Annotated in this window: 21 protein-coding genes; 9 read left to right on the top strand and 12 right to left on the bottom strand. The window is 71.9% G+C overall.

Going from position 1 to position 25,344, the window contains the following annotated elements; genetic code table 11:
* Window positions 1-3: 3 nt before the first annotated feature.
* From JEQ17_RS34030 to rsmH, 4 genes are all read right to left on the bottom strand, one after another.
* Complete coding sequence (locus JEQ17_RS34030) at window positions 4-1,692, bottom strand: UDP-N-acetylmuramoyl-L-alanyl-D-glutamate--2,6-diaminopimelate ligase (protein WP_200398826.1); 1,689 nt, start codon at window positions 1,690-1,692, stop codon at window positions 4-6.
* A gap of 99 nt (window positions 1,693-1,791) precedes the next feature.
* Window positions 1,792-3,744 carry a peptidoglycan D,D-transpeptidase FtsI family protein gene (locus JEQ17_RS34025; protein ID WP_325176299.1) on the bottom strand — a complete coding sequence of 651 codons (1,953 nt, stop codon included), beginning with the start codon at window positions 3,742-3,744 and terminating at the stop codon, window positions 1,792-1,794.
* A 5-nt stretch (window positions 3,745-3,749) separates the two neighbouring features.
* Window positions 3,750-4,340, bottom strand: a complete 591-nt coding sequence (locus tag JEQ17_RS34020) for an FtsB family cell division protein (RefSeq protein ID WP_200398824.1) — start codon at window positions 4,338-4,340, stop codon at window positions 3,750-3,752.
* Between the two features lie 96 nt (window positions 4,341-4,436).
* Window positions 4,437-5,393, bottom strand: a complete 957-nt coding sequence (gene rsmH / locus JEQ17_RS34015; RefSeq protein ID WP_200398823.1) for a 16S rRNA (cytosine(1402)-N(4))-methyltransferase RsmH — start codon at window positions 5,391-5,393, stop codon at window positions 4,437-4,439.
* A 422-nt stretch (window positions 5,394-5,815) separates the two neighbouring features.
* Here rsmH and JEQ17_RS34010 point away from each other — a divergent pair, with 422 nt between their 5' ends.
* The 4 genes from JEQ17_RS34010 (at window position 5,816) to JEQ17_RS33995 (ending at window position 11,366) form a co-directional block, all read left to right on the top strand.
* Window positions 5,816-6,364, top strand: coding sequence for a beta-class carbonic anhydrase (locus tag JEQ17_RS34010; protein ID WP_200398822.1), 549 nt, complete (start codon window positions 5,816-5,818; stop codon window positions 6,362-6,364).
* 204 nt (window positions 6,365-6,568) lie between these two features.
* Complete coding sequence (locus JEQ17_RS34005; RefSeq protein WP_200398821.1) at window positions 6,569-7,606, top strand: AAA family ATPase; 1,038 nt, start codon at window positions 6,569-6,571, stop codon at window positions 7,604-7,606.
* Window positions 7,606-8,958 carry a DUF58 domain-containing protein gene (locus tag JEQ17_RS34000; RefSeq protein ID WP_055612087.1) on the top strand — a complete coding sequence of 451 codons (1,353 nt, stop codon included), beginning with the start codon at window positions 7,606-7,608 and terminating at the stop codon, window positions 8,956-8,958. Before JEQ17_RS34005 ends, JEQ17_RS34000 begins: the two co-directional genes overlap by 1 nt.
* Window positions 8,955-11,366: a transglutaminase TgpA family protein gene (locus JEQ17_RS33995; protein ID WP_200398820.1), complete on the top strand. Its 2,412-nt coding sequence runs from the start codon at window positions 8,955-8,957 to the stop codon at window positions 11,364-11,366. The genes JEQ17_RS34000 and JEQ17_RS33995 overlap by 4 nt, the downstream gene beginning before the upstream one ends.
* Window positions 11,367-11,583: 217 nt before the next feature.
* Here the strand turns inward: JEQ17_RS33995 and JEQ17_RS33990 are convergent, their stop codons facing one another.
* The 3 genes from JEQ17_RS33990 to JEQ17_RS33980 all read right to left on the bottom strand — a co-directional run bounded on the left by JEQ17_RS33990 (window position 11,584) and on the right by JEQ17_RS33980 (window position 14,161).
* On the bottom strand, window positions 11,584-11,994 hold the full coding sequence (locus tag JEQ17_RS33990) for a DUF3040 domain-containing protein (RefSeq protein ID WP_143637869.1): 411 nt from the start codon (window positions 11,992-11,994) through the stop codon (window positions 11,584-11,586).
* 289 nt (window positions 11,995-12,283) lie between these two features.
* A complete protein-coding gene (locus tag JEQ17_RS33985; RefSeq protein ID WP_200398819.1) occupies window positions 12,284-13,111 on the bottom strand; it encodes a class I SAM-dependent methyltransferase in 828 nt (275 codons plus the stop codon).
* A gap of 480 nt (window positions 13,112-13,591) precedes the next feature.
* The gene (locus JEQ17_RS33980) at window positions 13,592-14,161 is read right to left on the bottom strand and encodes an SAV_6107 family HEPN domain-containing protein (RefSeq protein WP_200398818.1); all 570 of its coding nucleotides are present in this window, start codon (window positions 14,159-14,161) and stop codon (window positions 13,592-13,594) included.
* 168 nt (window positions 14,162-14,329) lie between these two features.
* Between JEQ17_RS33980 and JEQ17_RS33975 the strand changes: the two genes are divergently transcribed.
* The 5 genes from JEQ17_RS33975 to JEQ17_RS33955 all read left to right on the top strand — a co-directional run bounded on the left by JEQ17_RS33975 (window position 14,330) and on the right by JEQ17_RS33955 (window position 20,643).
* On the top strand, window positions 14,330-15,202 hold the full coding sequence (locus JEQ17_RS33975) for an ATP-binding cassette domain-containing protein (protein WP_234048477.1): 873 nt from the start codon (window positions 14,330-14,332) through the stop codon (window positions 15,200-15,202).
* Complete coding sequence (locus tag JEQ17_RS33970; protein WP_200398817.1) at window positions 15,174-17,258, top strand: YhgE/Pip family protein; 2,085 nt, start codon at window positions 15,174-15,176, stop codon at window positions 17,256-17,258. Before JEQ17_RS33975 ends, JEQ17_RS33970 begins: the two co-directional genes overlap by 29 nt.
* 11 nt (window positions 17,259-17,269) lie before the next feature.
* Entirely contained in the window at window positions 17,270-17,911 is a 642-nt protein-coding gene (locus JEQ17_RS33965; protein ID WP_200398816.1) for a TetR/AcrR family transcriptional regulator, read from the top strand.
* Window positions 17,912-18,269: 358 nt separating this feature from the next.
* The gene (locus JEQ17_RS33960; RefSeq protein ID WP_200398815.1) at window positions 18,270-18,887 is read left to right on the top strand and encodes a DUF4126 domain-containing protein; all 618 of its coding nucleotides are present in this window, start codon (window positions 18,270-18,272) and stop codon (window positions 18,885-18,887) included.
* A gap of 244 nt (window positions 18,888-19,131) precedes the next feature.
* Window positions 19,132-20,643 (top strand): phytoene desaturase family protein, encoded by a 1,512-nt coding sequence (locus JEQ17_RS33955; RefSeq protein ID WP_200398814.1) that lies wholly within the window; start codon window positions 19,132-19,134, stop codon window positions 20,641-20,643.
* A 125-nt stretch (window positions 20,644-20,768) separates the two neighbouring features.
* On the opposite strand, the gene JEQ17_RS33950 is transcribed toward JEQ17_RS33955, so the two are convergent.
* The 5 genes from JEQ17_RS33950 to JEQ17_RS33930 form a co-directional block, all read right to left on the bottom strand.
* Window positions 20,769-21,746, bottom strand: coding sequence for an SCO2102 family sporulation regulator (locus JEQ17_RS33950; RefSeq protein WP_200398813.1), 978 nt, complete (start codon window positions 21,744-21,746; stop codon window positions 20,769-20,771).
* A gap of 57 nt (window positions 21,747-21,803) precedes the next feature.
* Window positions 21,804-22,727: a methylenetetrahydrofolate reductase [NAD(P)H] gene (gene metF, locus JEQ17_RS33945; RefSeq protein WP_200398812.1), complete on the bottom strand. Its 924-nt coding sequence runs from the start codon at window positions 22,725-22,727 to the stop codon at window positions 21,804-21,806.
* A 106-nt stretch (window positions 22,728-22,833) separates the two neighbouring features.
* Window positions 22,834-23,484, bottom strand: a complete 651-nt coding sequence (thiE, locus tag JEQ17_RS33940) for a thiamine phosphate synthase (RefSeq protein ID WP_200398811.1) — start codon at window positions 23,482-23,484, stop codon at window positions 22,834-22,836.
* Window positions 23,485-23,561: 77 nt separating this feature from the next.
* Window positions 23,562-23,933 carry a helix-turn-helix domain-containing protein gene (locus JEQ17_RS33935; RefSeq protein WP_143637890.1) on the bottom strand — a complete coding sequence of 124 codons (372 nt, stop codon included), beginning with the start codon at window positions 23,931-23,933 and terminating at the stop codon, window positions 23,562-23,564.
* Between the two features lie 173 nt (window positions 23,934-24,106).
* Window positions 24,107-25,336 carry an NAD(P)/FAD-dependent oxidoreductase gene (locus tag JEQ17_RS33930; protein WP_200398810.1) on the bottom strand — a complete coding sequence of 410 codons (1,230 nt, stop codon included), beginning with the start codon at window positions 25,334-25,336 and terminating at the stop codon, window positions 24,107-24,109.
* Window positions 25,337-25,344: the final 8 nt, after the last annotated feature.

Raw genomic sequence — 25,344 nt, 5'->3', positions numbered from 1 at the left:
AGTTCATCCCTGGGTCTTCTGGATAGCTTCGCGAAGCACCTGGCGGTCGTCGAAGGGACGGACCACTCCGGCGATGTCCTGGCCCTGCTCATGACCCTTGCCCGCGACCAGCACCGTGTCGCCCGGCTGTGCGCGGGCGACGGCCGCGGCGATCGCGGCGGCCCGGTCCTCGAAGACCTGGACCTCTCCGCGCTCGTACGCCGGCACCTCCGCGGCACCCGCGAGCATCGTGGCGAGGATCGCGAGGGGGTCCTCGGAGCGGGGGTTGTCCGATGTCAGTACGGCGGTGTCGGCGAGCCGGGCCGCGGCGGCGCCCATGGGCATCCGCTTGGTTTTGTCCCGGTCCCCGCCACAGCCGAGGACGATGTGGAGTTCGCCCTCGGTGACCTTGCGCAGGGCCCGCAGCACGGACTCCACGGCGTCGGTCTTGTGCGCGTAGTCGACCACCGCGAGGTACGGCTGTCCGGCGTCCACGCGCTCCAGCCGGCCCGGCACGCCCGGCACGGCGGCGATGCCGTCCGCGGCGGTCTGCGGGTCGAGCCCGGCGACGGCGAGGGAGACGATCGCGGCGAGGGTGTTGGCGACGTTGAAGGGGCCCGCGAGCGGCGACTTGGCGGTGATGCGCTCGCCCTTGGGGCCGACCGCGACGAAGACCGAGTCCATCGGGCCGACCTGGACCTCCTCGGCCCGCCAGTCGGCGTCCGGGTGGCCCTCCGCGGAGAACGTCACCACGGGCACCGTGGCCTCCTTGGCGAGCCTGCGGCCGTACTCGTCGTCGAGGTTGACCACGCCGAGCCTGCTGCGTTTAGGCGTGAACAGCTGCGCCTTGGCCCGGAAGTAGTCCTCCATGTCGGAGTGGAACTCCATGTGTTCCGGGCTGAGGTTGTTGAAGACCGCGATGTCGAAGACACAGCCGTCGACCCGGCCGAGGACCAGCGCGTGGCTGGAGACCTCCATGGCGACCGCGTCCACGCCTCGCTCGCGCATGACGGCGAACAGGGCCTGGAGATCGGTCGCTTCGGGGGTCGTGCGCTCCGACTTGATGCGCTCGTCACCGATGCGCATCTCCACGGTGCCGATCAGCCCGGTGCTGCGGACCGTCTTCAGACCGCCCTCGACGAGGTACGCCGTCGTGGTCTTGCCGGACGTGCCGGTGATGCCGATCTGGAGCAGGTCGCGGCCCGGGTGGCCGTAGATCGAGGCCGCCAGCTCGCCCATCTGCCCGCGCGGGTCCTCGACGACGAGGACCGGCAGACCGGTGGCCGTCGCGCGCTCGGCACCCGTCGGGTCGGTCAGCACGGCGACGGCGCCGAGGCCGGCCGCCTGCGTCACGAAGTCGGCGCCGTGCATCCGGGCGCCGGGCAGCGCGGCGTACAGGTCGCCGGGGCGCACGGCCCGGGAGTCATGGGTGATGCCCGTGACCTCGACGGCGCTCTGCGCGCCCTGCGGCGCCGGGGACGCCATCTGATCGGCGACTACCGCCACTAGCTCCGCGAGGGGTGTGGCGGAGTTCTGAACCGGTCGCGGCGGCCCCGGATATGTCACAGGAACGCCCTTCTGGGTGGTTTGGGACTGATCAGCGTGTGGCACGGCGGTGAGCGTACCGGGCACACCCCCGCCGGAGCGAAGCGAGGGGCGTGGCGGTGTGTGCGGCGTGCCGCGGTTCCCGGGGTCGGGAGTGATCGTTGTCACGAGCTGTTCCTGGTCGGTGATCCGGGGTGCTGGAGCATGGCGTTCCGGTCGGTGCCGATGACGGCCCGGCCGGGGGTGGTCGGGGCTGGTCGGGTCGGGTCAGGGCGTGAAAGTGACGGGAAGTCTGGCGGCCTGGGCCCCGGTGGGCGGCACCTGGAGCGTCTTCAGGGCGAACTCCAGGACCTCCTTGTAGACGGGCCCGCAGATCTGACCGCCGAAGTAGCTTCCCTTGGTGGCGTTCTGGATCGCGCAGTAGACGGTCACCCGGGGGTTGTCCGCGGGCGCGAATCCGGCGAAGGAGGAGGTATAGCCGTGGTAGCGGCCGGTGGCCGGATCCACACGGTTGGCCGTGCCGGTCTTGCCCGCGACGCGGTAGCCGGGGATGCGCGCCTTGGTGCCCGTACCCTCCCGGTCGTCCACGACGGACTCCAGCATCTGCGCCAGGGTCTTCGCCGTCTTCTCGCTGACGACCCGTGTCTCCTTGGGCTTGGCGGCCGGGGTGAAGCGCCCGTCGGGACCCTTCGTGCCGCGGACGAGCGTCGGTTCGATCCGGACACCGCCGTTGGCGATCGTCGAGTAGACGGAGGCCGCCTGCATCGCGTTGATCGACACACCCTGGCCGAAAGGAATCGTGTACTGCTGGGAGGTCGACCACTGGCCGGCGGGCGCGAGGATGCCCTTCGTCTCGCCGGGGAAGCCGAGACCCGTGTAGTCGCCGATGCCGAACTTGCGCAGATACGAGTAGAGGACCTGGTTGGCCTCCTGCTGCGTCTTGCCCAGCTGGCCGGTCGCCAGGATGGTGCCGATGTTGCTGGACTTGGCGAGGACGCCGTTGAGCGTCAGGTACCAGGTCGGGTGGTCGATGTCGTCGCGGAAAAGCCGGTCGCCGCGGTGCAGCCGGTTGGGCACGGTCACGTGCGTCGCGGGCGTGGCGGCGTCCTCCTCCAGGACGGCGGCCATCGACATGACCTTGGCGGTCGAGCCGGGCTCGTAGGCGTCTTCGAGGCCCCAGTTGTGCAGGGCGTTCCCGTCGGCCTTGGAGAGGTCGTTCGGGTCGAAGCCGGGCGAGTTGGCCATCGCGAGGATCTCGCCGGTCTTGTTGTCCTGCACTATGACGTAACCGCGGTCCGCCTTGGACTCCTTCACCTGCTCGGCGATGGCGTTCTGGGCGGCCCACTGGATGTCGCGGTCGATGGTCAGCTCGACCTCGGAACCGGCCACGGCGGGCTTCTCGGTGGAGCCCGCGGTCGGCACCTGCCGGCCGCCGGACTGGGCGTAGCGGATCTCGCCGTCCTTGCCGGACAGCTCCTTGTTGAGCTGCTGTTCGATGCCGCCGCCGCCCTTGCCGTCGGCGTTGACCCAGCCCAGTATCCCGGCGCCGAGCTCGCCGTTGGGATAGACCCGCTTGCTGCTGGGCTCCTGGAGGACGCCCGCCAGGACGTTCACCTCCGACCCGTCCTCGCCCGCCTTCTCCGCGAGCGTGCTCTTCAGGTCCTTGATCTGCGTCCAGACCTGGGGGGTCTGGCGCCGGGCGAGCACGACGTACCGGGTGTTCTTGGTCCGGAGCTTCGCGGCGAGTTCGTCGGGGTCCTTGTCGAGGATCGGGCCGAGCAGGGCGGCGGCCTGCTCGGGGGCGTCGCCGATCTTCGTCGCCTTGCGCGTGAACAGCGTGGGGTCGGCGGTGATGTCGTTGGCGTCCACGCTGATCGCCAGGTCGACGCCGTTGCGGTCGGTGATCCCGCCGCGCTCGGCGGCCAGCGTGCGGCTGAGGTACCGGTTCTTCTCGGCCTTGGCCGTGTACTCGCTCGCGTCGACGGCCTGCACCTGGAGGAGCCGGACGACGAAGGCGATCAGTACGAGGGCCAGGGCGAGGCTGACCAGGCGCAGCCGTGGGCGGGGGCTGCCGAGGCGGATGACGCGCGGGCCCTGGCCCCGGGAGGGAGCCGGACGGCGGGCGGGGCGTGCGCCCGGCCCCGGCCGCCGCTGGCTGCCGGGCCGTACGGGCCTGGCGGGCGCGGGCACCCGGCGGCGCGGGGGTTCCCTGTCGGACACTTCCGTCACCTGCCGGGATTCGTAGCGGGCTGCGTGGTCTGGGGGGACGGCTCCGTGAGCGTCTCCGCGAGCGGCTCGGGCGCCGCGGTGGGCACGGCGGACGCCGCCGGCGCCGGGGCCTCGGCGGGCGTCGGGGGCCCGGCGGGTCCCTGGCTCTCGGTGGGCGTCGGGGACGGCGAGGGGAGGAGCACGTCGGGCGGGCGGGTCACGGGGACCGACACGGACGACTGCTCGGCGGCCGCGCTGGGCACACCGCGGACACTGCCGTCGGGGTTGAGGAAGGCCGGGTCGCCGCCGGGCACCATGCCCAGCTCGCGGGCGCGGCGCTGGAGGGCGTCGGGGGCGGAGTAGGCGTCCACGTCCCGCTGGAGCGCCTGCTCCTCGTCGGTGAGGCTCTTGGTGTCCCTCTGGAGGTCGTCGAGCTGGAACGACCCTTCGCTGAGCGCGGAGTTCAGGACCAGGAGTCCGATCAGGCCGCCGCCGAGCAGCAGCACGACCAGGAGCACGAAGGGCGTGCGGGCGGCCTGTCCGGGGCCCGTGGGGAAGAGTCGCGCGAGCCGGGCCGCCCTCCCCCTCAGTTCGGGTCTGCTACTCACTCGCCCTCCCCTCGGGCCGGCGTTCTCGGCTGATGGGTCCGGGCCTGCGACCCACGCGTCCGGTGAGTTCGGTTGTCCAACTCACACACCCTCCCGTCACTCGGCGTCCTCCCTGATGCGCTGCGCCCCGCGCAGCCGCGCCGGGGCGGCGCGCCGGTTCTCCGCGACCTCTTCCTCGGTGGGGAGTTCGGCACCGCGCGTCAGAAGCTTGAGCCGGGGCTGGTAGCGCTCGGGGACGACCGGCAGGCCGGGCGGTGCGGTGTTGGCGGCTCCCGCGGCGAACACCTGCTTGACCAGCCGGTCCTCCAGGGAGTGGTAGGACAGCACGGCGATCCGGCCGCCGACGGCGAGTGACGTCACGGCGGCGGGGATCGCCCTCTCCAGGACGGTGAGTTCGCCGTTGACCTCGATGCGCAGTGCCTGGAAGGTGCGCTTGGCGGGGTTGCCGCCGGTGCGCTTGGCGGCCTGCGGCAGGGAGTCGCGGATCAGCTCGACGAGCCGCGCGCTGTTGCTGAAGGGCTCCTTGTCGCGTTCGCGCACGACCGCGGACACGATCCGCTTGGCCTGCTTCTCCTCGCCGTACGCCCTCAGGATCCGGACGAGTTCACCCGCCGGGTAGGTGTTGAGCACCTCGGCCGCGCTGATGCCGGTCGTCTGGTCCATGCGCATGTCGAGCGGGGCGTCCTGGGCGTACGCGAAGCCGCGGTCGGCCTCGTCGAGTTGCATGGAGGAGACGCCGAGGTCGAAGAGGACGCCCTGGACGCGCGGGAGGTCCAGGCGGTCGAGCACGTCGGGGAGTTCGTCGTAGACCGCGTGCACCAGGGTGGCCCGGTCTCCGAACGGGGCGAGCCGGTCGCCGGAGAGCCGCAGCGCCTCCTTGTCGCGGTCCAGGGCGACGAGCCGGGCCTCGGGGAAGCGGGCGAGCAGGGCCTCGCTGTGGCCGCCGAGGCCGAGCGTGCAGTCGACGACGACCGCTCCCGGCCTCTCCAGCGCGGGTGCCAACATGTCCAGGCATCGCTGGAGCATCACCGGGACGTGTCGGCTCTGGGTCAAGGGGGCCCTCTCAGGTCCGGCACGGCGCGCACGCACCGCCGGGTCCCCGCCCGCTCCGTGAAGGGGAGGCCTGCCGGCGCCGGAAGCGTCAGCCGACCGGGAGCGGGAGGAGGCCGAGCCGTACGTACGCGCCGCGCACGTGGGGAGATCCCGGCTCGTCACCGGTCCTCCGGGGGTAGCAGTCCAGCAGGGAGAGTGTCCGTCTCCCGCTTCGCGTCACTTTAGTCCACGGTCTCTCGCGGTCAACGAACCGGCCTGCGCGTCGCGGCTCTCGGCCCGAATGAAGCACCAAACCGGGTTTTTCCACCCGTACGGGTGTAGTCGATCCACCCTTGTGGGTTACCTCACAACAACGCTCATTGATGTTCTTTGTCCCCTCTCACAGCAGGCCCGGACGACGTGTGACCACTACCGTTATAGATATGACGACTTCCGCATCCGTTCCCACAGACTCCGGAGACGCCATGTCCAACGGCGGCACCGTCACCGACCGCCTCGTGGAGGCGAACGAGCGGTACGCCGCCGTGTTCACCGACCCCGGCATGGACGCCCGTCCCGTGCTGCACGTCGCGGTGGTGGCGTGTATGGACGCCCGCCTCGACCTGCACGACGCGCTGGGCCTGGAGCTCGGCGACTGCCACACCATCCGCAACGCGGGCGGCGTGGTGACCGACGACGTGATCCGCTCCCTCACGATCAGCCAGCGCGCGCTCGGCACCCGCAGTGTCGTACTGATCCACCACACCGGCTGCGGCCTGGAGTCCCTCACCGAGGAGTTCCGGCACGACCTGGAGATGGAGGTCGGCCAGCGCCCGGCGTGGGCCGTGGAGGCCTTCCGGGACGTCGAACAGGACGTGCGGCAGTCCATGCAGCGGGTGCGCACCTCCCCATTCCTTCTGCACACGGACGACGTACGTGGTTTCGTGTTCGATGTGAAGACGGGCCTGCTGCGTGAGATAGACCCCACCTGACGCGAGTTGGACCCTCTCAAAGGCCCCAGGCCGTGACATATCGCGGCCAGTTATCCACAGGCGAGTGACACGAACAGGTAACGGCAACAAGAATGCGGGTGTGGCGTCACGCGGAACTATTCGCGCGTGGTGTCCGTGTTTCGGGGTGGGCCGGTCCGCATCGCAGAGCGTCGGCCCGGGAAAGAACGGGCCGAGGAGGGCCGGGTGACGACCTATGACGATCGAGCGAGCCTTACAGATCTGACCGCCACTGTGGAGAGAGTCCGCAGTTCGGTGGAGGAAGTGATCGAGGGCAAGCCTGAGGTCGTGCGGCTTTCGCTGACCGTACTGCTCGCCGAGGGACATCTTCTGATCGAGGATGTCCCCGGCGTCGGCAAGACCATGCTGGCCAAGGCACTGGCGCGGTCCATCGACTGCTCCGTGCGGCGTATTCAGTTCACGCCCGACCTGCTGCCCTCGGACATCACAGGTGTGTCCATCTGGGATCAGCAGCGCAGGGACTTCGAGTTCAAACCGGGTGCGATCTTCGCGCAGATCGTGATCGGCGACGAGATCAACCGCGCGTCGCCCAAGACACAGTCGGCGCTCCTGGAGTCCATGGAGGAGCGCCAGGTCACGATCGACGGCACGACCTACGAGCTGCCCAGCCCGTTCATGGTCGTGGCGACGCAGAACCCGGTCGAGATGGAGGGCACCTACCCGCTGCCGGAGGCACAGCGCGACCGTTTCATGGCCCGGGTCTCCATCGGCTATCCCAGCGCGGAGGCCGAGCTGCAGATGCTGGACATCCACGGCGGTGTGTCCCCGCTGGACGACCTCCAGCCGGTGGCGCACGCGCACGAGATCGTGAAGCTCATCGACGCGGTCCGCAACGTCCACGTCGCCGACCCGGTGCGGCGGTACGCCGTGGACCTGGTCGGCGCCACACGCAACCACCCGGATCTGAGACTCGGCGCCTCGCCGCGTGCCACGCTGCACCTGCTGCGCGCGGCGAAGGCGTCCGCGGCCCTCAGCGGCCGGGAGTACGCGCTGCCGGACGACATCCAGGCCCTCGCGGTGGCGGTCCTGGCCCACCGGCTGCTGCCCACCGCCCAGGCGCAGTTGAACCGTCGTACGGCCGAGCAGGTCGTCCTGGAGATCCTCCAGCGCACGCCCGTGCCCGCGGCGCCCCAGTCGCCGAGCGGTCTGGCGATGGGCCGGGGCTCGTCCGCCTTCGGCCAGCAGCCGCCCCGGAGGCTGTGATGACCACCGGGGGGATGCCGACGGCGCAGGCCGAGGAGGACAAGGGCGGGCTGCGTACGGCACTCGCCGGTCTCACCACGCGCGGGCGGTCCTTCCTGGCCGCCGGCATCGCGGCCGCGATCTGCGCGTACGTCCTGGGGCAGAGCGATCTGCTCCGGGTCGGGCTGCTGCTGGCCGTGCTGCCACTGGTCTGCGCGACCGTGCTGTACCGCACGCGCTACCGGGTCGCCGGCAGCCGTCGCCTCTCCCCCGGGCGGGTGCCCTCGGGGTCCGAGGCACGGGTCCATCTGCGGATGGACAACGTCTCGCGACTGCCCACCGGCCTGCTGATGCTCCAGGACCGGGTTCCGTACGTGCTGGGGCCGCGGCCCCGGTTCGTACTGGACCGGGTCGAGGCGGGCGGCCGTCGCGAGGTGTCCTACCGGGTGCGCTCGGACCTGCGCGGCCGCTATCCGCTGGGGCCCCTGCAGCTGCGGCTCAGCGACCCGTTCGGGATGTGCGAACTGACCCGCTCCTTCTCGACGTACGACACCCTGACCGTCATCCCGCGCGTGGAGGCGCTGCCGCCGGTGCGGCTGACGGGCGAGGCGAAGGGGTACGGCGACGGGCGGCAGCGCTCACTGGCCCTGGCCGGCGAGGACGACGTGATACCTCGCGGCTATCGCTACGGCGACGATCTGCGCCGGGTCCACTGGCGACTGACCGCTCGCTACGGCGAGTTGATGGTGCGCCGCGAGGAGCAGCCGCAGCGGTCCCGCTGCACGGTGCTCCTGGACACCCGGGGCATCGCCTTCGACGGCGCGGGCCCCGATTCGGCCTTCGAATGGGCCGTGTCGGGCACGGCGTCGACGCTGGTGCACATGCTCGAGCGGGGCTTTTCGGTACGGCTGTTGACCGACACCGGCACCTCGGTGCCCGGCGAGGGCGCCGACGGATTCGCCGGAGCCAGCCAGGAGTCCGCGGACGCCGCCGGGCTGATGATGGACACCCTCGCGGTGATCGACCACTCCGACGGTACGGGCCTGTCACGGGCGTACGACGTTCTGCGGGGCGGCAACGAAGGGCTGCTGGTGGCCTTCCTCGGCGACCTGGACGAGGAGCAGGCGACCGTGCTCGCCAAGATGCGTCAGCGCAGCGGCGGGGCCGTGGCCTTCCTGCTGGACAGTGAGACGTGGGTGCGCGGCGCGGCCGACGAACAGAGCGAGGAGCGGCTTCGGATGCTTCGCGAGGCGGGCTGGACCGCCCTGGCCGTACCGCCGGGCACGGGCCTGGCCGACCTGTGGCGGGAGGCCGACCGACAGCGCAACGGGGTCGCGTCGACGGGAAGCACGGCAGGGGGCGGTGGCTCATGAGCGGACGCGCGCGACTCGCGCTGTGCGCCGTGGCGGCGACACTGATGGCGGCCGGGGCGCTGCTGCCGCTGGTCGATCCGGCGACCTGGATCCTTCAGGCGGCGTTCCTGCTCGGGGTGCAGACCGCGGTGGGTGCGGCGACCCGGCGGGTGCCCCTGGCACGGGCCGTGACGATCGCGGTTCAGGCGCTCGTGACGCTGACGCTGCTGACACTGTTCTTCGCCCGCGAGCAGGCCATCGCCGGGCTCCTGCCCGGCCCGGAGGCGTTCCGGCACTTCGGGGAGCTGCTGCAGGCCGGCGGTGACGACGTCGGGCGGTACTCGATCCCGGCTCCGCTGTCCCCCGGTATCCGGCTGATGCTGGTCGGCGGGGTCGTGGTCATCGGGCTCGCGGTGGACGCCCTCGCGGTGACGTTCCGCAGCGCGGCCCCGGCCGGACTGCCGCTGCTCGCGCTGTACTCGGTCGCCGCGGGTCTCTCCGAGGGCGGTGGCGCGAGCTGGCTGTGGTTCGTGATGGCGGCGGCCGGTTATCTGGTGCTGCTGCTGGCCGAGGGACGTGACCGGCTCTCGCAGTGGGGCCGCGTCTTCGGCGGCGGACCCCGGACTCCGGGGACTGATCCCTCGGCGGGCGCGGTCGCGCCGATTCGCACGGGGCGGCGCATCGGTGCCGTCGCGCTCGGTATCGCCCTGGTGGTGCCGCTCGCCCTGCCCGCGCTCGACGGCGGTCTGCTGGACGGCACCGGGGCCGGCGTCGGCACGGGTTCCGGCGGTGGCGGCACGATCTCCGCGGTGAACCCGCTGGTCTCGCTCCGCGACAGCCTGAACGTGGACGAGGACCGCGAGGTCATGTCGTACCGCACCAACTCCGAGGAGACGCAGGACCTCTATCTGCGGATCGTCTCGCTCGACGAGTTCGACGGCACGGCGTGGAAGCCGGCCAAGCGCCATGTCGAGGACGTCCCCGGGTCGTTCCCGACGCCGCCGGGCCTCAGTGACGACGTCCGGCGCACCGAGATCCAGACGAGGATCTCCGCGGCGGACTGGTACGCGCAGGACTGGCTGCCCATGCCCTACCCCGCCAGCGCGGTGGGGATCGACGGCAAGTGGCGGTACGAGCCCGTGGGCCGCACGCTCGTCGGCGACCACGGGCAGACCACGCGCGGCCAGGAGTACACGGTCAAGAGCCTGATAGTGCAGCCGACCGCGGAGCAGCTCGCCAACGCGCCGGAGGCGCCCGCGGCGCTGAGGCGCGAGTTCACCAAGGTCCCCGGGTCACTGCCTCCGGTGGTGGCGGAGACTGCCCGCGCGGTCACGGTCGGCTCGGCCAACAACTACGAGCGTGCGGTGAAGCTCCAGGACTGGTTCGCCCTGGAAGGCGGCTTCACCTACGACACAGAGGTGCAGGTCGGCAGTGGGTCGCAGGCCATAGCGCGCTTCCTGAGGGACAAGGAGGGCTTCTGCGTCCACTTCTCCTTCGCGATGGCCTCGATGGCCCGCACGCTGGGCATCCCGGCCCGCGTCGCGGTGGGCTTCACACCGGGCTCGCCGCAGGCCGACGGCACGAACACGGTGGGCCTGCGGGACGCGCACGCCTGGCCCGAGCTGTACTTCGAGGGCGTGGGCTGGACCCGCTTCGAGCCGACCCCGAACCGGGGCACGGTTCCGGAGTACACCCGCACGGACACGCCGGGCACCACGCTCCCCAACCCGGACCTCCCCTCGCGCTCCTCGTCCTCGGCGCCGTCCGCCGAACCGTCGAGCAGCGAGAGCTGCACGGCGGCGGAGAAGAAGCTGGAGCAGCCCTGCGGCAGCGAGTCTCCGCAGGCGGCCTTCGGAGCGACGGACGACGGACCGCCGTGGTTCGCGATCCTCGGGTTCACCCTGGCGGGGCTCGCCGCGCTCGCGGTGCCGCTGCTGCCGATGCTCTGGCGGATGCGGGCCCGGTCCGTGCGGCTCGGCTCGCACGGGCGCACCGAGGAGGACGCCGCGGCCGCCGCTCTGGCAGCCTGGCAGGAGGTGACCGATACGGCGTGGGACTTCGGTATCGCGCCGGACGACTCCCAGACGCCCCGCAAGGCGGCGGCACGGATCGTCCGCATCGGGCATCTCGAACCGGAGGCCGCGGCCTCCGTCCACCGGGTCGCCGACGCGGTGGAGCAGGTCCTGTACGCGCCACGTCCTCGGCCGACCGCCGGTCTCGCCGATGACGTACGCCGGATGACGGCGGGCCTGCACGCCACGGTCAGCCGCGGTACGCGTCTGCGCGCACTGCTCGCACCGCGCTCGGCCGTACGGGTGGCGTGGGCGGCTTCCGAGGGCTGGATCGCGCTGAAGTCCCGGGCCATGGCCCGCTGGACGGCGGCCGTGCGCCGCCCGTCAGGACGCCCGTCGGGGCAGAGCAGCGGCTGAGACCGTCCGGCTCGGCAAGCAGGAAGGGGGGTGTCCACCCGGGTCGGGTGGACACCCCCCTTCGCTTTCCCCGTGCTCCGGCCCTGGGCGTGCGACGCCCCTGAGCGTGCGGCGCCCTTGAGTCCGGTGAGCTGAGTCCCGTGGGCACGCCTAAGGGGCGGCCACCCCAAGGTGGTCACCCCTTACGTGTGTGCGTCTGTCGGCCCGGGCCCGGAGGCTACTGGCCGCCTTCGTCACGGCGCTTCTGCCAGCGCTGTTCGATGCGATCCATCATGGAGCGCCGCTGCCGGCCCTGACGACGGGCCTGCGGAGCGCCCGGCGCACTCGGCGCACCCGCGGCGGGCTGTTCGCCCGGCTTGGGGGCCTTGCGCCAACCGGTGACGGCGAGCACCGCGCAGCCCAGCATGACGAGAAAACCCACCACGCTGACCCAGATCTGCTGTGCGACCATTCCGGCCATGAGGAGCGCGATACCTACGAGGAAGCCGGCGACCGCCTGGTAGACCCGTCGCCGGGTGTACGTACGCAGCCCGCTTCCCTCAAGCGCTGTCGCGAACTTGGGATCTTCGGCGTACAGCGCTCGCTCCATCTGCTCGAGCATTCGCTGCTCGTGCTCCGAGAGCGGCACGGCGTCCTCCTCATCGTGCAGTCGCCGGGGCGACCGGGGGTCCCCTTCAGGATAGGCAGGGAATCGCCCCCGTGAAACCCGCCCCTCTGCGCCAATTCGCCAACCGGAACCCGCCATGGCGTTCCGATCCACTGAGGCGTAGATTCCCCAGCGACCGGCCCGTCATGCCGGACGGTCTCCCTCGATCATACGGCTCCGAGCGCCCGATCGGGGGGCCTGTGGCGTACTCCATCTGCCGTCGCGCCCCTGATCAGCGGCGCGCCTCCACAGCTCCCTCACGGGAGACGGCTCAGGTCTCGCCGGACTCACGAGTCTCACCGAGCACATGCAGCTGCGTCGCCACGGAGTGGAAGGCCGCGAGTTCGGCCGCCGCGGCCTCCAGCTTGAGCAGGGCGTCCAGGGCCCCGGGTTCGGTGTCCACGAGGACGCCGGGCACCAGGTCCGCGAAGATCCGTACGCCGTGCACGGCACCGACGCGCAGGCCCGCGCCCTCGACCAGATCGGTGAGCTGGTCGGCCGTGAAGCGCCGCGGTACGGGATCACCCTCGCCCCAGCGGCCGTCCGGGTCACCGAGGGCGTGCCGGGCCTCCGTGAAGTGGCCGGCGAGGGCGCGCGCGAGCACCGCGCCGCCGAGGCCGGAGGCGAGCAGGCTGAGCACGCCCTCGGGGCGCAGGGCCCCGACCGCGTTGCGGAGACCCTCGGCGGGATCGTCCACGTACTCCAGTACGCCGTGGCAGAGCACCGCGTCGTAGCCGCCGCGCTCCACGACGTCGAAGAGGCCGTGGGCGTCGCCCTGGACGCCCTGGACGCGGTCGGCGACGCCGGCCTCGGCGGCCCGGCGCTCCAGCGCGAACAGCGCGTTCGGGCTGGGGTCCACGACGGTGACGCGGTGGCCGAGCCGGGCGACGGGCACCGCGAAGTTGCCGCTGCCGCCTCCTGTGTCGAGGACGTCCAGCGACTCCCGGCCCGTGGCCTTGACCCGGCGGTCGAGGGCGTCCTTCAGAACGTCCCAGACCACGGCGGTACGGAGCGAGGCGCGGGGGCGCGAGGGGTCGGAGCGCAGCGACGTCGGCTGAGGGCGGTGGTGGGAGACGGGCGGGCGCATCGGGTCCGACACGGCAGTTGACTCCTCGGCACGGCCGCCGCCCTTGCGTACGGCGGAGCGATGGGGCGATGGGGATGTCTCCCCCGCCCTGTTCGGCGCCGGGGAGATGCAGGCGTGCCAACCCTATTGCCTCGTGCCCCGTCACCGGCCCTCCGTCTCGCGCGCCGGACGTCGCCCGTCTGCGGCCCCGCCCTGCCGGGCGAACCGGCGGACCTGCCCGGCACCGGCCTGCCCGGCGGCGGGCGTGCGCCACGACGGGCAGCCGCGCCGGGACAGGACAGAAGCCGTACCGGACAGGACAGGAGCCGTACCGGACGACCTGGGCGGCCCCGGCGCCCCGACACCGACCCGGGGCCCCGTGCACCCCGACCGACCCCGCGGCCCGTACAAGGCCCCCACAGGCCCGTACAGGCCCCCACAGGCCCGTACAGGCCCACCGAGACGGTCTCCAGCGGCTCCTGGTGACCCGTCCGCAGCGGTCCCGGAAGCCGTTCATCCCGCGTCCGGCACGTCCGGTGCCTCACGGTCAGACCGCTGGTCGGGCTGCTCGGGCTCCTGCCGAGGCTGCGGCAGGACCGGCTGGAGCACCAGCATGCGCTCGACGAGACGGAGGAACATCGCCACATCGCGCAGCAGGTCGTCGGCGTCGCGGGTGGTCGCCGCGCCCTGGATACCGGCCTCCGCGCGGGCACGACGGCGGGCACCGGCGGCGAACAGCGCGCTCCACTCGGCGAGTTCGGGCGCTATCTCGGGGAGCACTTCCCAGGCGCTCCGGATCTTGGCCCGGCGCCTCGCGCTGGGCTCCGGGCGCCCGCGGGCGGCGAGCACGGCGGCGGCGGTGCGCAGGGCGGCGAGATGGGCCGTGGCATACCGCTCGTTCGGCGTTTCCAGCAGGGCTGCCTCGTCGAGTCCGGCACGGGCCTGGGCGAGCAGGTCGAGGGCGGCGGGCGGGGCCGTGGCCCGGCGGAGCACGGGGTGCACGTCGCTCGCCGGGCCGGTCAGTGAGGGGGCAGGGCCGGTGACGCGTCGCCGACGGGCGGCGGCTGCGGGGTAGGTGGCCATGACGAACCTCCTGTCGTCTGTGTGACGGCTCTGTGGCCGTATGTGTCCATCGTGAGGTATGCCACTGACAATCCGTTCTGACCTGGGCTTTTGCCTCGATCACAGGTTCGGTATAGCTTTTGCACTGACCAGTCAGTTCAAAAACCGGTCGGCTCAAGGACTCGGAGGGTGGGGGAAGTTGTGGACGGTCCGCACGGACTCGGCGTAAGGGCCGAGGACTTCGGGCTCAAGGGGCCCCGCGGGTGGGCGTTCCGCGGTGTCGGCATCGACGCGGAGCCCGGCTCGCTGATCGCGATCGAGGGGCCGTCGGGCTCGGGGCGTACGTGTCTGCTGCTCGCGCTCACCGGGCGGATGAAACCCACCGAGGGGCACGCGCGGGTCGGGCAGTCGGAGTTGCCGAAGCAGATGGCGGCCGTCCGCAGGTTCAGCGCGCTGGCCCACGTGCCCGGTGTCACCGATCTGGAGCCCGCCCTGTCCGTCGCCGAGCACCTGCGGGAACGGGCCCTGCTCCAGCGACGGTTCGGCGGTTCCGTACGCGGGCTGCTGCGGCCGCGCTCGGAGCGGGTGACGGAGGCTCGGCTGCGCGTCGACGGCGCTCTGGCCGCCGCCGGCCTCGACCGCGAGTCCCTGCCCAAGGGGTCCCGGACCGCGGTTCGGGATCTGGAACGCGTCGAAGCACTGCGGCTGTCCGTGGCGCTCGCCCTGATCGGCCGTCCCCGGCTGCTGGGCATCGACGACACCGACCTGAAGCTCTCGCAGGCCGAACGGGCCGAGGTCTGGGCGCTGTTGCGCTCCCTGACCGAGGCCGGGACCACGGTCGTGGCGGTGTGCAGCGAGGCGCCCGAGGACGCGGTCGTGGTGTCCACGGTGCCCGCCGACGAACCGGCCCGCGAAGAAGGCCGCAAGACCCGGAAGGTCCAGAAGGGCCGGCAGGACCCGCAGGACCCGCAGGACCAAGCCGACCAGGGCGATCAGGACGGCCGGGACGACACGGAAGACAAGGAGGCCGCGGATGCGCTCGCCGAAGCTGGCCGCGCTTGAGCTCAGGCGCTTCGGCAGGGGAAGGCTCCCGCGCGCGGCCCTGGTCGCGCTCCTGCTGCTGCCCCTGCTGTACGGCGCCCTCTACCTGTGGTCGTTCTGGGACCCGTACGGCCGTCTCGACCGCATCCCCGTGGCTCTCGTGAACGACGACAAGGGGGCGACGGCGGCCGACAAGAAGATCGTGATGGGCGACGAGATCACCAAAGGGCTGCGCGAGAGCAAGACCTTCGAGTGGCACGAGGTGAGCGCCGCCGAGGCCCGCGAAGGGGTCGAGAGCGGCACGTACTACCTGTCGTTGACCATGCCGTCCGACTTCAGTAGGCGGATCGCGTCCAGTTCGGGCGACTCGCCGGAGACGGGCGCCCTCCAGGTGCGTACGAACGACGCGAACAACTACATCGTCGGGCAGATCTCGCGGACGGTCTTCGCGGAGGTGCGGACGGCCGCCTCGACCAAGGCGTCGCGGTCGTTCCTCGACAAGATCTTCGTCTCGTTCTCCGACATCCACGGGGAGACCGAGAAGGCCGCGAAGGGGGCCGACACGCTCAAGGGCGGGATCGGGAAGGCCAAGAAGGGCTCGAAGGACCTCGCGGACGGGCTGAAGGACGCGGAGACGGGCAGCGGCAAGCTCTCCGCCGGCCTGAAGAAGCTCGACAAGGGCGCGGGCGACCTGGAGGACGGTTCACGGCAGGTCTCGGAGGGGACGCAGACGCTCGCGGACAAGGTCAACGGCGTCGCGGACAAGGTGGGGCCCTTCCTGAAGGGCAACGAGAAGGAGATCGGCGACACGGCCCAGCTCGTCGCGGACTCCGCCGCGGCCATCCGCCGCAACCTCGACACGCTGGTGAAGACCGCCCCGAAGGCCGCCGAGGACGCCCGCACGGCCTCCGACACGCTGAACAGCGTCTACAAAGCGCGCTGCGAGACCCTGCCGCTGCCGGACGCCGCCTGTCCGGAGCTGAAGAAGGCGAAGGAGGCCGCCGCCGACGTGGCGAAGGTCGCCGACGACGTCAACACGCTGGTGGCCGGCCAGGACGGCGACCTGGACACGCTCGACAAGCATCTGGCCGCCCTGGAGAAGCAGGCCCAGGCGCTGGCCGACCGCTCGCCGCACCTCTCCGAGGACCTCGCCACGACCGTCTCCAAGGTCAACGCGCTCAACAAGGGGGCCGGAAAGGTCGCCAAGGGGGCGAAGACACTGCACACGGGGCTCGGCACGGCGAAGTCCGGCGCGGCCGACCTGGACACCGGTGTCGGCGAACTCAGCACGGGAGCGGGCGACCTCGAAGGGGGCATGTACAAGCTCGTCGACGGTTCGGGCGAACTCGCCGGCGGACTGCACGACGGCGCCGGCCGGATCCCCGACTACGACAAGAGCGACCGCGACCGGCGCACCGAGGTCATGGCCGACCCCGTACAACTCGCCTCGAAGGACCTACACAAGGCGCCCAACTACGGCACCGGTTTCGCCCCGTACTTCATTCCGCTCTCCCTGTGGGTGGGCGCGATGGTGGCCTACATGCTGATTCCGCCGCTCAACCGGCGCGCGCTCGCGGCGGGCTCCTCCGCCTGGCGCATCGCGCTGGCGGGCTGGCTGCCGGTGGCCGCCCTGGGGGCGCTCCAGACGGTCGCGCTGATGTCCGTGCTGCACTGGGGAATCGGCCTGGAAATGGCGCGGACGGCCGGGACGGTGGGCTTCCTGTTCCTGGTGACGGCCTGCTTCGCGGCGATCGTGCAGTGGCTGAACGCCCGCTTCGGAGCGGCCGGCCGGATCCTCGTCCTCGCCTTCCTGATGCTGCAGCTGACGTCGGCCGGCGGCACGTATCCCGTGCAGACCAGTCCGGGGTTCTTCAACGCGATCCACCCCTTCATGCCGATGAGTTACGTGGTCGACGCCCTCAGGAGGCTCATCACGGGCGGCGGCCTCGGCCCGGTCTGGCAGGCGTGCGCCGTCCTCGCCGCGTTCACCGTCGGCGCCCTCGCGCTCAGCGCCGTGTCCGCGCGGCGACGGCAGGTATGGACCCTCGACCGGCTGCACCCGGAGCTGAGCCTGTGACAATCGGGGCCATGGAAAGCAGCAGGACGGTGGACAGCGGCGGCGGCCGGAGACAGGCGACCCGGCAGAAGCTCTACGAGGCGGCGGTGACCCTCATCGCGGAGCAGGGCTTCTCCGCCACGACGGTCGACGAGATCGCCGAACGCGCCGGCGTGGCCAAGGGCACCGTCTACTACAACTTCGCGAGCAAATCCGTCCTCTTCGAAGAGCTCCTCCGGCACGGAGTGGGACTCCTCACCGCCTCCCTCCGGGAGGCGGCCGAGAAGACCGCCCGGGACGGCGGCAGCAAGGTCGACGCACTGGACGCGATGATCCGCGCGGGCCTCGTCTTCATCGACCGCTACCCGGCCTTCACACAGCTGTACGTGGCCGAGCTGTGGCGCACCAACCGGGCCTGGCAGTCCACCCTGATGGTGGTCCGTCAGGAGGCCGTCGCGGTGGTCGAGAACGTCCTGCGCGACGGGATCGCGAACGGCGAGCTGAGCGACGAGATCGACACCCCGCTGACGGCGTCGGCGCTGGTCGGCATGGTGCTTGTGGCGGCTCTGGACTGGCAGGCGTTCCAGCCGGAGCGCTCCCTGGACGACGTCCACTCGGCGCTGTCCCGGCTGCTTCAGGGAAGGGTCAGCGGGGACGGGCTCGGACACAAGTGAAGCGCCGGTCCGAAGTGGCCGCGTCCCCCGCGGGCCACGCCGGACCGGCGCCCCTTTTGTGCTCCCCCGTGTTTCCCCGTACTCCCCGTTGGTTCCCCCGTTCCGGTCTCCCCCGGGTCCCCCCGTGTCTCGCTCCCGCCGAGTTTCTCGGCGGAAGGAGCGGACAAGGGCGCTGCACCGTTCCGCCGCCCCGTGTCGGCGGTACCGGAGCCGCGCCCCTTTCCGTGCCTCCACTCTCTCGTTCACGCAGGTCGGCACCCATCCGCGCGCGTACTCAACTCACTCCCTAGGTACGGATACTCAGCCGTACGCACTCATGCCCAGGACGCGCCGTTGCCGACTGGTTACGATCGCCTCCGTGTCCGTACTCCCCCTGGTCTTCACCAGCGGCTGGGCCAGCGGTGTCAACGCGTACGCGGTGGTGCTGCTCCTCGGCATCTTCGGCGCGACCGGGCTGACCGACGAGGTGCCCGAGTCCCTGCAGCGCCCCGAGGTCCTCATCGCTGCGGGCGTGCTGTTCGCCTGCGAGGCCGTCGCCGACAAGATCCCGTACGTGGACTCGGTGTGGGACAGCGTCCACACCGTGATCCGCCCGGTGTCGGGGGCCGTCGTCGCGGCGCTGCTTGCCGGGCAGAGCGGTTCGCTGTCGGAGCTGGCGGCCGGGGCGATCGGCGGCTCGTCGGCGCTGGCCAGCCATGTCGTCAAGGCCGGGACGCGGATGGCGGTCAACACCTCGCCGGAGCCGTTCAGCAACTTCGTGCTGAGCACCGCCGAGGATCTCGGGGTCGCCGGGATCATCACCTTCGCGATGTTCAACCCGCAGGCCGCGGCGATCATCGCGGGCGTCCTGCTGGTGACCGGTCTGGTGGTGCTCTACTTCCTGGTCTCGCGGATCAGACGGTTCCTGCGCCGCAGGGCCCAGCGCCGCGAGGAGAGACGCCTCGCGGAACGGGTGGGACGCCCACCGGGTGGCTGACCGGCGGCTGGCCGGCGGACCTGGCGGCCCTGACCGGCCCCCTGCGACTCCTCGTCGGCCCCAGGCCCCAGGCCCCAGCCGCTCCAGGTCGACCCCAGCCGCTCCAGGCCGGCCCCAGCCGACTCCTGGCGGGCCCCGGTCCCTCTGGACGGCCCCGGTCGTCCCTTGGCCGACCCGGTTCGGCGTCCCCCTGCCGCACAGGCCCGGAGACCGGCTGTCAGTGGCGGCCGATAAAGTCCCTGGCATGGCACGAATTGCGGTGATCGGCGCAGGCATGGGCGCGATGGCGGCCGCCGCCCGGCTGGCCGTCGCGGGCCACCGGGTGGTGGTGTACGAGCGCGCGGCGACGTACGGCGGGGCGGTGGGCCGCTTCGAGCGTGACGGCTTCGCCTTCGACACCGGCCCGGGGCTGCTCCAACTGCCCGCGGTCTACCGCGACCTGTTCGTCAAGACGGGCAAGGAGCCCCTGGAGGCCTGCGTCGACCTGGTCCAGGTCGACCCGGCGGCACGGCACGTCTTCGCCGACGGCACGGAGGTCTCGCTGCCCAACGCCTCCCGCGCGGGGGTCGTCTCGGCCCTGGACGAGGCCCTCGGGGCGGGCGCGGGCGAGCGCTGGGGCGACTTCCTGGTCCGGGCGCGCGAGGCCTGGGACCGGACGCGCCGCCCGCTCCTGGAGGAGCCGCTGTGGCCCAACTGGCAGGTGCTGGCGGAGCGTGAGCCCTACCCCGCGCTGCGGCAGCGCAGACTGCTGCGCACCCGCACGGCCCGGACCCTCGCGGAGGTCGGCGCGTGGGAGCTGGCCGACCCACGCCTCGCCGCCCTCCTGGAGAGCCACGCGCTGGCGTACGGCCTCGACCCGCACACCGCCCCGGCTAGCGCGGCGGTCCTGCCGTACATGGAGCACGCGTTCGGCGCCTGGTATCTGCGCGGCGGAATCCGGGAGTTGGCGCGCGCCGTGCACGAGCGGTGCCTGGCCCGCCGGGTGGAGTTCGTCTTCGACGCCGAGGTCGTTTCGGTCACGGAGAAGGACGGCCGGGCGGCGGGCGTGGAGCTGCGCGACGGGACGGTCGCCGAGGCGGACTTCGTCGTGGGCGGCCCGCCGGAGCTGCTGGAGACCCTGACGGGTCGCGGCAGTCTGTACGAGGGTGACGTGCCCGAGTCACACCCCGCTTCCCTGACCTGCGGCAAGGTCGTCGTCTGCCTCGCCCTGCGCGGCCCGCGCGAGCCAGGCGCCGTACACCGCACGGTGGTTCACACGACGGACCCCGCCGACGAGCGGAACGTCTTCGGGGCCGGGAAGCCGGCGGAGCGGCCCACCGTGTGGGTGGACCGGCCGGACGACGCGCTGCTGCGTCCGGACGACGACCACGAGTCCGTGGTGCTGACGGCGACGGTGCCGTCCCTGGCGCACCACGACTGGACCGCCGAGGGTGCCGCCGACGCCTTCGCGGACCGTATGGTCACGGCCGCCGAGCGGGCCATGCCGGGCCTGCGCGAGCGCGTGCTGTGGCGCGAGGTGCGCACCCCGGTGGACACCGAGCGGGAGACCGGGGCCGGGGGCGGCGCCGTGCCCGCTCCCGCGCTGGCCGGTGTGGACGGCACCCTGCTGCGGCCCGCCAACAGCACCCGCGTACCGGGCCTGTTCACGGTCGGCGGCTGGGCGCACCCCGGCGGCGGACTGCCGCACGCGGGGATGTCCGGCGCACTGGTCGCCGGACTCGTCGTGGAGGGGCCGGACTTCCGGGGCTCGCAGTGAGTGACGGCGACGGGGCGACGACCGGGGCGCGTTGAGCCCCGGTCGAGCCCGGCTCACTCAGTACCGGCTCCGACTCAGTACCGGCTCCGACTCGGAACCGGTACCGACTCAGAACCGGTACCGACTCAGAACCGGTACTGCTCGTCGTACCCGCCGCCCTGCTGTCCGTTGCCGCCATTGGTCCCGTTGTTCCCGTTGCCGTCGTACGGATACGACTGCTCCGGCGGGAGTTCGCCGCCGTACGGGTCCTCGGTGTTGCGCTGCTGCGGCACCCAGACACCGCCGGCCGGTGTCTCGCCGACGTAACCGCCGTTGGTGGCGTACGGGTCCTGGGTGTAGCCCTGCTGCGTGTACTGCTGCTGCGAGGCGTCGTAGGGCTGGCCGTACGACGCGGCGTCATAGGCCTGCGTGCCGATGTACGGGTCGGAGTAGGCGGCGTACTGCTGCTGCCCGGTGTCGTAGCCGTACTGCTGCTGGTCGTAGCCGGAGTAGCCGTCGTACGAGTAGTTCTGGCCGAGCGGGTCCTGGCCCTGGGCCTGTCCCTGGGCCTGCGCGGCGGCCGCGTACGCCGGGTCGGTGGCCGCGGCGTAGGCGGCGTCGCTGTAGACGCCGTACTGCCCCGTGTCGTCGGGCAGCGGCTGCGGTTCGTACACCGAGGTCGACTCGGCGGGAGTCTCGGGGCGCTGTCCGAAGACCGAGTCGTCGCGTCCGTAGGGGTCGTCCTGGCCGAAGTCCTGGCTGGGGAACGTCGTGGTTTCCGCGGCGTGGAGGTCGGAGACCTCCAGCGTCGGGTCCTTGCGCTCCTCGCCGCGGCGGCGCTTGCTGGCGCCCGGGCGGGCGCCGCCGCCGAGGCCGTTGACGGCCCAGCCGGATGCGAAGCCGCTGCGGAACGAGAGCGTGACGTACGTCTGCCCGACGGCGAAGGCCGCGGCACCCAGGCCGATGACCAGCACGTTCGGAATCAGGACACCGAGGACCACCCCGAGGAAGCCGGCGAAGGCGAGCAGCCGCCAGCGCAGCCGCGCCTTGTACTGCAGCAGCACCTCGCCGAGCAGCCATAGCGCGACGATGCCGAATGCGATGTAGAGGACCGTCCAGCCCATGTACGCCCCTCTCCCAGGTGACCGCTACGCAGTGTGTCGTACGACGATGCGACCGGTCTAGGCCTGCTGTGGGTGATGCAGGCCCAGGTTCTCGTAGATTTCCAGCGTCGCGGTGGAGTTGTTCAACGTAATGAAATGCAGTCCGGGGACTCCCTCGGCCAGCAGCCTCGCGCAGAACTCCGTGGCGAACTCAATGCCAATGGAGCGTACAGCCGCCGGATCGTCTTTGGCTGTGAGGATCCGCTCTTTGAGGGCGTCCGGGAACGAGGCGTTGCTCAGCTTGGGCAACCGCTCCAGCATCTTCACGCTGGTCACCGGCATGACCTCGGGGATGACCGGGGTCTCGCAGCCCGCCGAGTCGACCCGGTCACGCAGCCGCAGATACGACTCCGGCTGGAAGAACATCTGCGTGATCGCGTAGTCCGCGCCGGCCCGGCACTTGTCGACGAAGTGCGCCACGTCACGGTCCCAGTCGGCCGAGCGCGGGTGCATCTCGGGGAAGGCCGCGACGCCCACGCAGAAGTCGCCGGACTCCTTGATGAGCCGGACGAGTTCGGCCGCGTACGTCAGGCCCTGGGGGTGCGCCACCCAGTCGGCCATCGGGTCGCCGGGCGGGTCGCCGCGCACGGCGAGCATGTTGCGGATCCCGGCGTCGGCGAACTGGCCGATGATGTTGCGCAGCTCGGCGATGGAGTGGTTGACCGCGGTGAGGTGGGCGACCGGGGTCAGGGTCGTGTCGGCGACGATCTGCTGGGTCTCCTTGACCGTGCCCGCCCGGGTCGAACCGCCCGCGCCGTACGTCACCGACACGAAGTCGGGGGCCACGGCCTCGACCCGGCGCAGCGCGTTCCACAGGTTCCGCTCGCCCTTCGGGGTCTTCGGCGCGGAGAACTCGAACGAGTACGTCTCCTTGCCGGTCGCGAGCATGTCACGCACCGTGCGTGCGCGGTCCGTCCTGGTGGAAGCAGATCCGAGGGCCATACCCGCAGGTTAGTCAGGGTGCGGCGGTCCCCCAACCGGATCCGGGAAATTTGCCCGCTTTGTCGATTTGTTGTCCACCACTCGGACAACCGCGGCCCCGGGACACCTACGCGTGACGCAGGCGCTTCGCGAACTCCGCCGCCGCCGCGCCCGGGTCGTCGGCGTCGGTGATGGCCCGTACGACGACGACTCGGCGGGCGCCCGCTTCGAGCACCTCGTCGAGGTTGCCGAGGTCGATGCCGCCGATGGCGAACCAGGGGCGCTCCGTGACCAGTGCGGCCGTGTACCGGACCAGGTCAAGGCCAGGCGCGTGGCGGCCGGGCTTGGTGGGGGTCGGCCAGCAGGGGCCGGTGCAGAAGTAGTCCACGCCCTGCTGGACGGCGGCGGCAGCTGCCTCCGAATCGGCGTGCGTGGAGCGGCCGATCAGGACGTCGTCGCCGAGGATCGCCCGGGCGGCGGGTACCGGAAGGTCGCCCTGGCCCAGGTGCAGCACGTCGGCGCCGATGGCGTGGGCGACGTCCGCCCGGTCGTTCACCGCGAGCAGTTTGCCGTGCCGACGGCAGGCGTCCGCGAGGACGGCGAGGTGCTCCAGCTCCTCGGCCGCCTCCATGCCCTTGTCCCGCAGCTGCACGATGTCCACGCCGTTCGCCAGGACCGCGTCCAGGAAGTCGGCGAGGTCGCCCTGGCGCCTGCGGGCGTCCGTGCAGAGGTACACCCGGGCGTCGGCGAGCCGGGCGCGTGCGGTGGATTCGGGCATGCGTGGGTCCCCCGTGTCGTGTCGGTGGCGTACGGGCCGTGAGGATCGCGGCCCGTACGCCGAACGGCGTGATCAGGTCAGACGGCGAGCGCCTGGGCGCGACGCTTCACCTCCGTGCCGCGATTCTCGCTCAGAGCCTGCGCGGGCGTACCGGGCAGGCTCTCGTCGGGGGTGAAGAGCCACTCGAGCATCTCTTCGTCGGTGAAGCCGTCGTCCCGCAGGAGCGTCAGGGTGCCGGTCAGGCCCTTGACGACCTTCTGTTCGGCCCCGTCGATGAAAGCGGCGGGGACGTGCAGCGCTCGGTTCTCACCACGGCGTACGGCGATGAGCTGGCCTTCCTTGACCAGCTGCCGGACGCGGGTCACCTCGACGCCGAGCTGTTCGGCGATGTCGGGGAGGGTGAGCCAGGCGGGGACGAGAGCATCGATCTTTGCGTCAATCTCGGTCACGAACACAAGCCTGCCATCTCGGACTGACAGTCGGTACCCGGACCGGTGCGACCGTGTCACGCAGGCCCCCTCACGCAGGGCCGCGCCCGTCAGGGGCGTGGGGAACTGCGCGACCAGCCACGGACGGCCCGCAGACACGGGACGACCTCCAACCGTGCGGCCCAGCGGAGCGTCTACGCGGTCGCGCCCTTGAGCGGCAACGCGGGATCGGACAGAAGCCCGGAATCCATCGGCGTCCCCGCCTCGATCAGCCGCTTCCCCTGCGCCAGGTCCCGCGGCCGTCCCACCGCCAGGACCGCGACCAGGCGGCCCTCGCGGAGCCAGCACACCGACCAGGACGGTCCGGCCGGGTCACCGCGCCACACGAGGGCGGCGGCGGACGCGTGATGGCCCGCGTACTGGACGAAGCGGCCGAACTGCTCGGACCAGAAGTACGGCACGGGGTCGTACGCGGCGGACGTCTCGCCGACGATGTTCGCGGCGACCGTGCGCGGCCCCTGGAGGGCGTTGTCCCAGTGGTGGACCAGCAGTCGCTCGCCGTAGCGGCCGGACGGGAACGAGGCGCAGTCGCCGACCGCGTACACGTCCGGGGCGGAGGTGCGCAGATGGTCGTCCGCGACGATCTCGCGACGGTCGCCGAGCTCGATCCCGGAACCGGCCAGCCAGGCCGTCGCGGGCCGGGCCCCGATACCGACGACGACGGCGCCCGCGAGCAGCCGCGAGCCGTCGTCGAGCACCACCTCGCCGTGCTCGACGCGCTCCACGCGCGCGTGGGTGCGCAACACCGCCCCGCTGTCCGCGTACCAGGCGGCCATCGGAGCGGCCACCTCCTCGGGCAGCACACCGGCGAGCGGACGGTCGGCGGCCTCCACGACGGTCACCGCGCAGCCCGCCTCACGCGCCGCCGTGGCGAACTCGGCGCCGATCCAGCCCGCGCCCACCACCACGATGTCGTGCTGCCGGGCGAGGACGGGGCGCAGCCGCTCGGCGTCGTCGAGCGTGCGCAGCAGATGGACGCCGGGTACGCCCTGGGCGCCCGGCAGTTGGATCGGCTCGGCGCCGGTGGCGATGACGAGGACGTCGTACGGAACCGGGCCGTCGACCGTGTCCAGCTCGTGCCGCGAGGGGTGCACGCCGGTCACTTCGAGCCCCAGGCGGAGTTCGACGTCGAGCGCTTCGAAGTCGACGTCGAAGGCGGAGCCCTCGGCCTTGCCGAGCAGCACGGCCTTGGACAGCGGGGGCCGGTCGTACGGCTGATGGGGCTCCGCGCCGATCAGGGTCACGCTTCCGGTGAAGCCCCGTTCCCGCAGGGCGACGGCCGTCTGTACGCCTGCCATGCCCGCCCCGACGATCACGGCGCTCCGTCGCGCCGCCGGGCTCCGTCCCTGCGTCTGCTCGCTCACACGATCAC

The sequence above is a fragment of the Streptomyces liliifuscus genome (assembly GCF_016598615.1).
In the GTDB taxonomy this organism is placed as follows: domain Bacteria; phylum Actinomycetota; class Actinomycetes; order Streptomycetales; family Streptomycetaceae; genus Streptomyces; species Streptomyces liliifuscus.
Note: the sequence above shows the minus strand (reverse complement) of the source record. Positions and strands in the feature narration are given on the sequence as shown.

What these genes read in the sequence shown, in the direction of transcription:
- JEQ17_RS33970 (WP_200398817.1), top strand. Translation starts at nt 15,174, where the DNA reads ATGCGCTCGCCGAAGCTGGCCGCGCTTGAGCTCAGGCGCTTCGGCAGG.
- JEQ17_RS34000 (WP_055612087.1), top strand. Translation starts at nt 7,606, where the DNA reads ATGACCACCGGGGGGATGCCGACGGCGCAGGCCGAGGAGGACAAGGGC.
- JEQ17_RS33950 (WP_200398813.1), bottom strand. Translation starts at nt 21,746, where the DNA reads ATGGGCTGGACGGTCCTCTACATCGCATTCGGCATCGTCGCGCTATGG.
- metF (WP_200398812.1), bottom strand. Translation starts at nt 22,727, where the DNA reads ATGGCCCTCGGATCTGCTTCCACCAGGACGGACCGCGCACGCACGGTG.
- thiE (WP_200398811.1), bottom strand. Translation starts at nt 23,484, where the DNA reads ATGCCCGAATCCACCGCACGCGCCCGGCTCGCCGACGCCCGGGTGTAC.
- JEQ17_RS33980 (WP_200398818.1), bottom strand. Translation starts at nt 14,161, where the DNA reads ATGGCCACCTACCCCGCAGCCGCCGCCCGTCGGCGACGCGTCACCGGC.
- JEQ17_RS33995 (WP_200398820.1), top strand. Translation starts at nt 8,955, where the DNA reads ATGAGCGGACGCGCGCGACTCGCGCTGTGCGCCGTGGCGGCGACACTG.
- JEQ17_RS33955 (WP_200398814.1), top strand. Translation starts at nt 19,132, where the DNA reads ATGGCACGAATTGCGGTGATCGGCGCAGGCATGGGCGCGATGGCGGCC.
- JEQ17_RS33965 (WP_200398816.1), top strand. Translation starts at nt 17,270, where the DNA reads ATGGAAAGCAGCAGGACGGTGGACAGCGGCGGCGGCCGGAGACAGGCG.
- JEQ17_RS34010 (WP_200398822.1), top strand. Translation starts at nt 5,816, where the DNA reads ATGACGACTTCCGCATCCGTTCCCACAGACTCCGGAGACGCCATGTCC.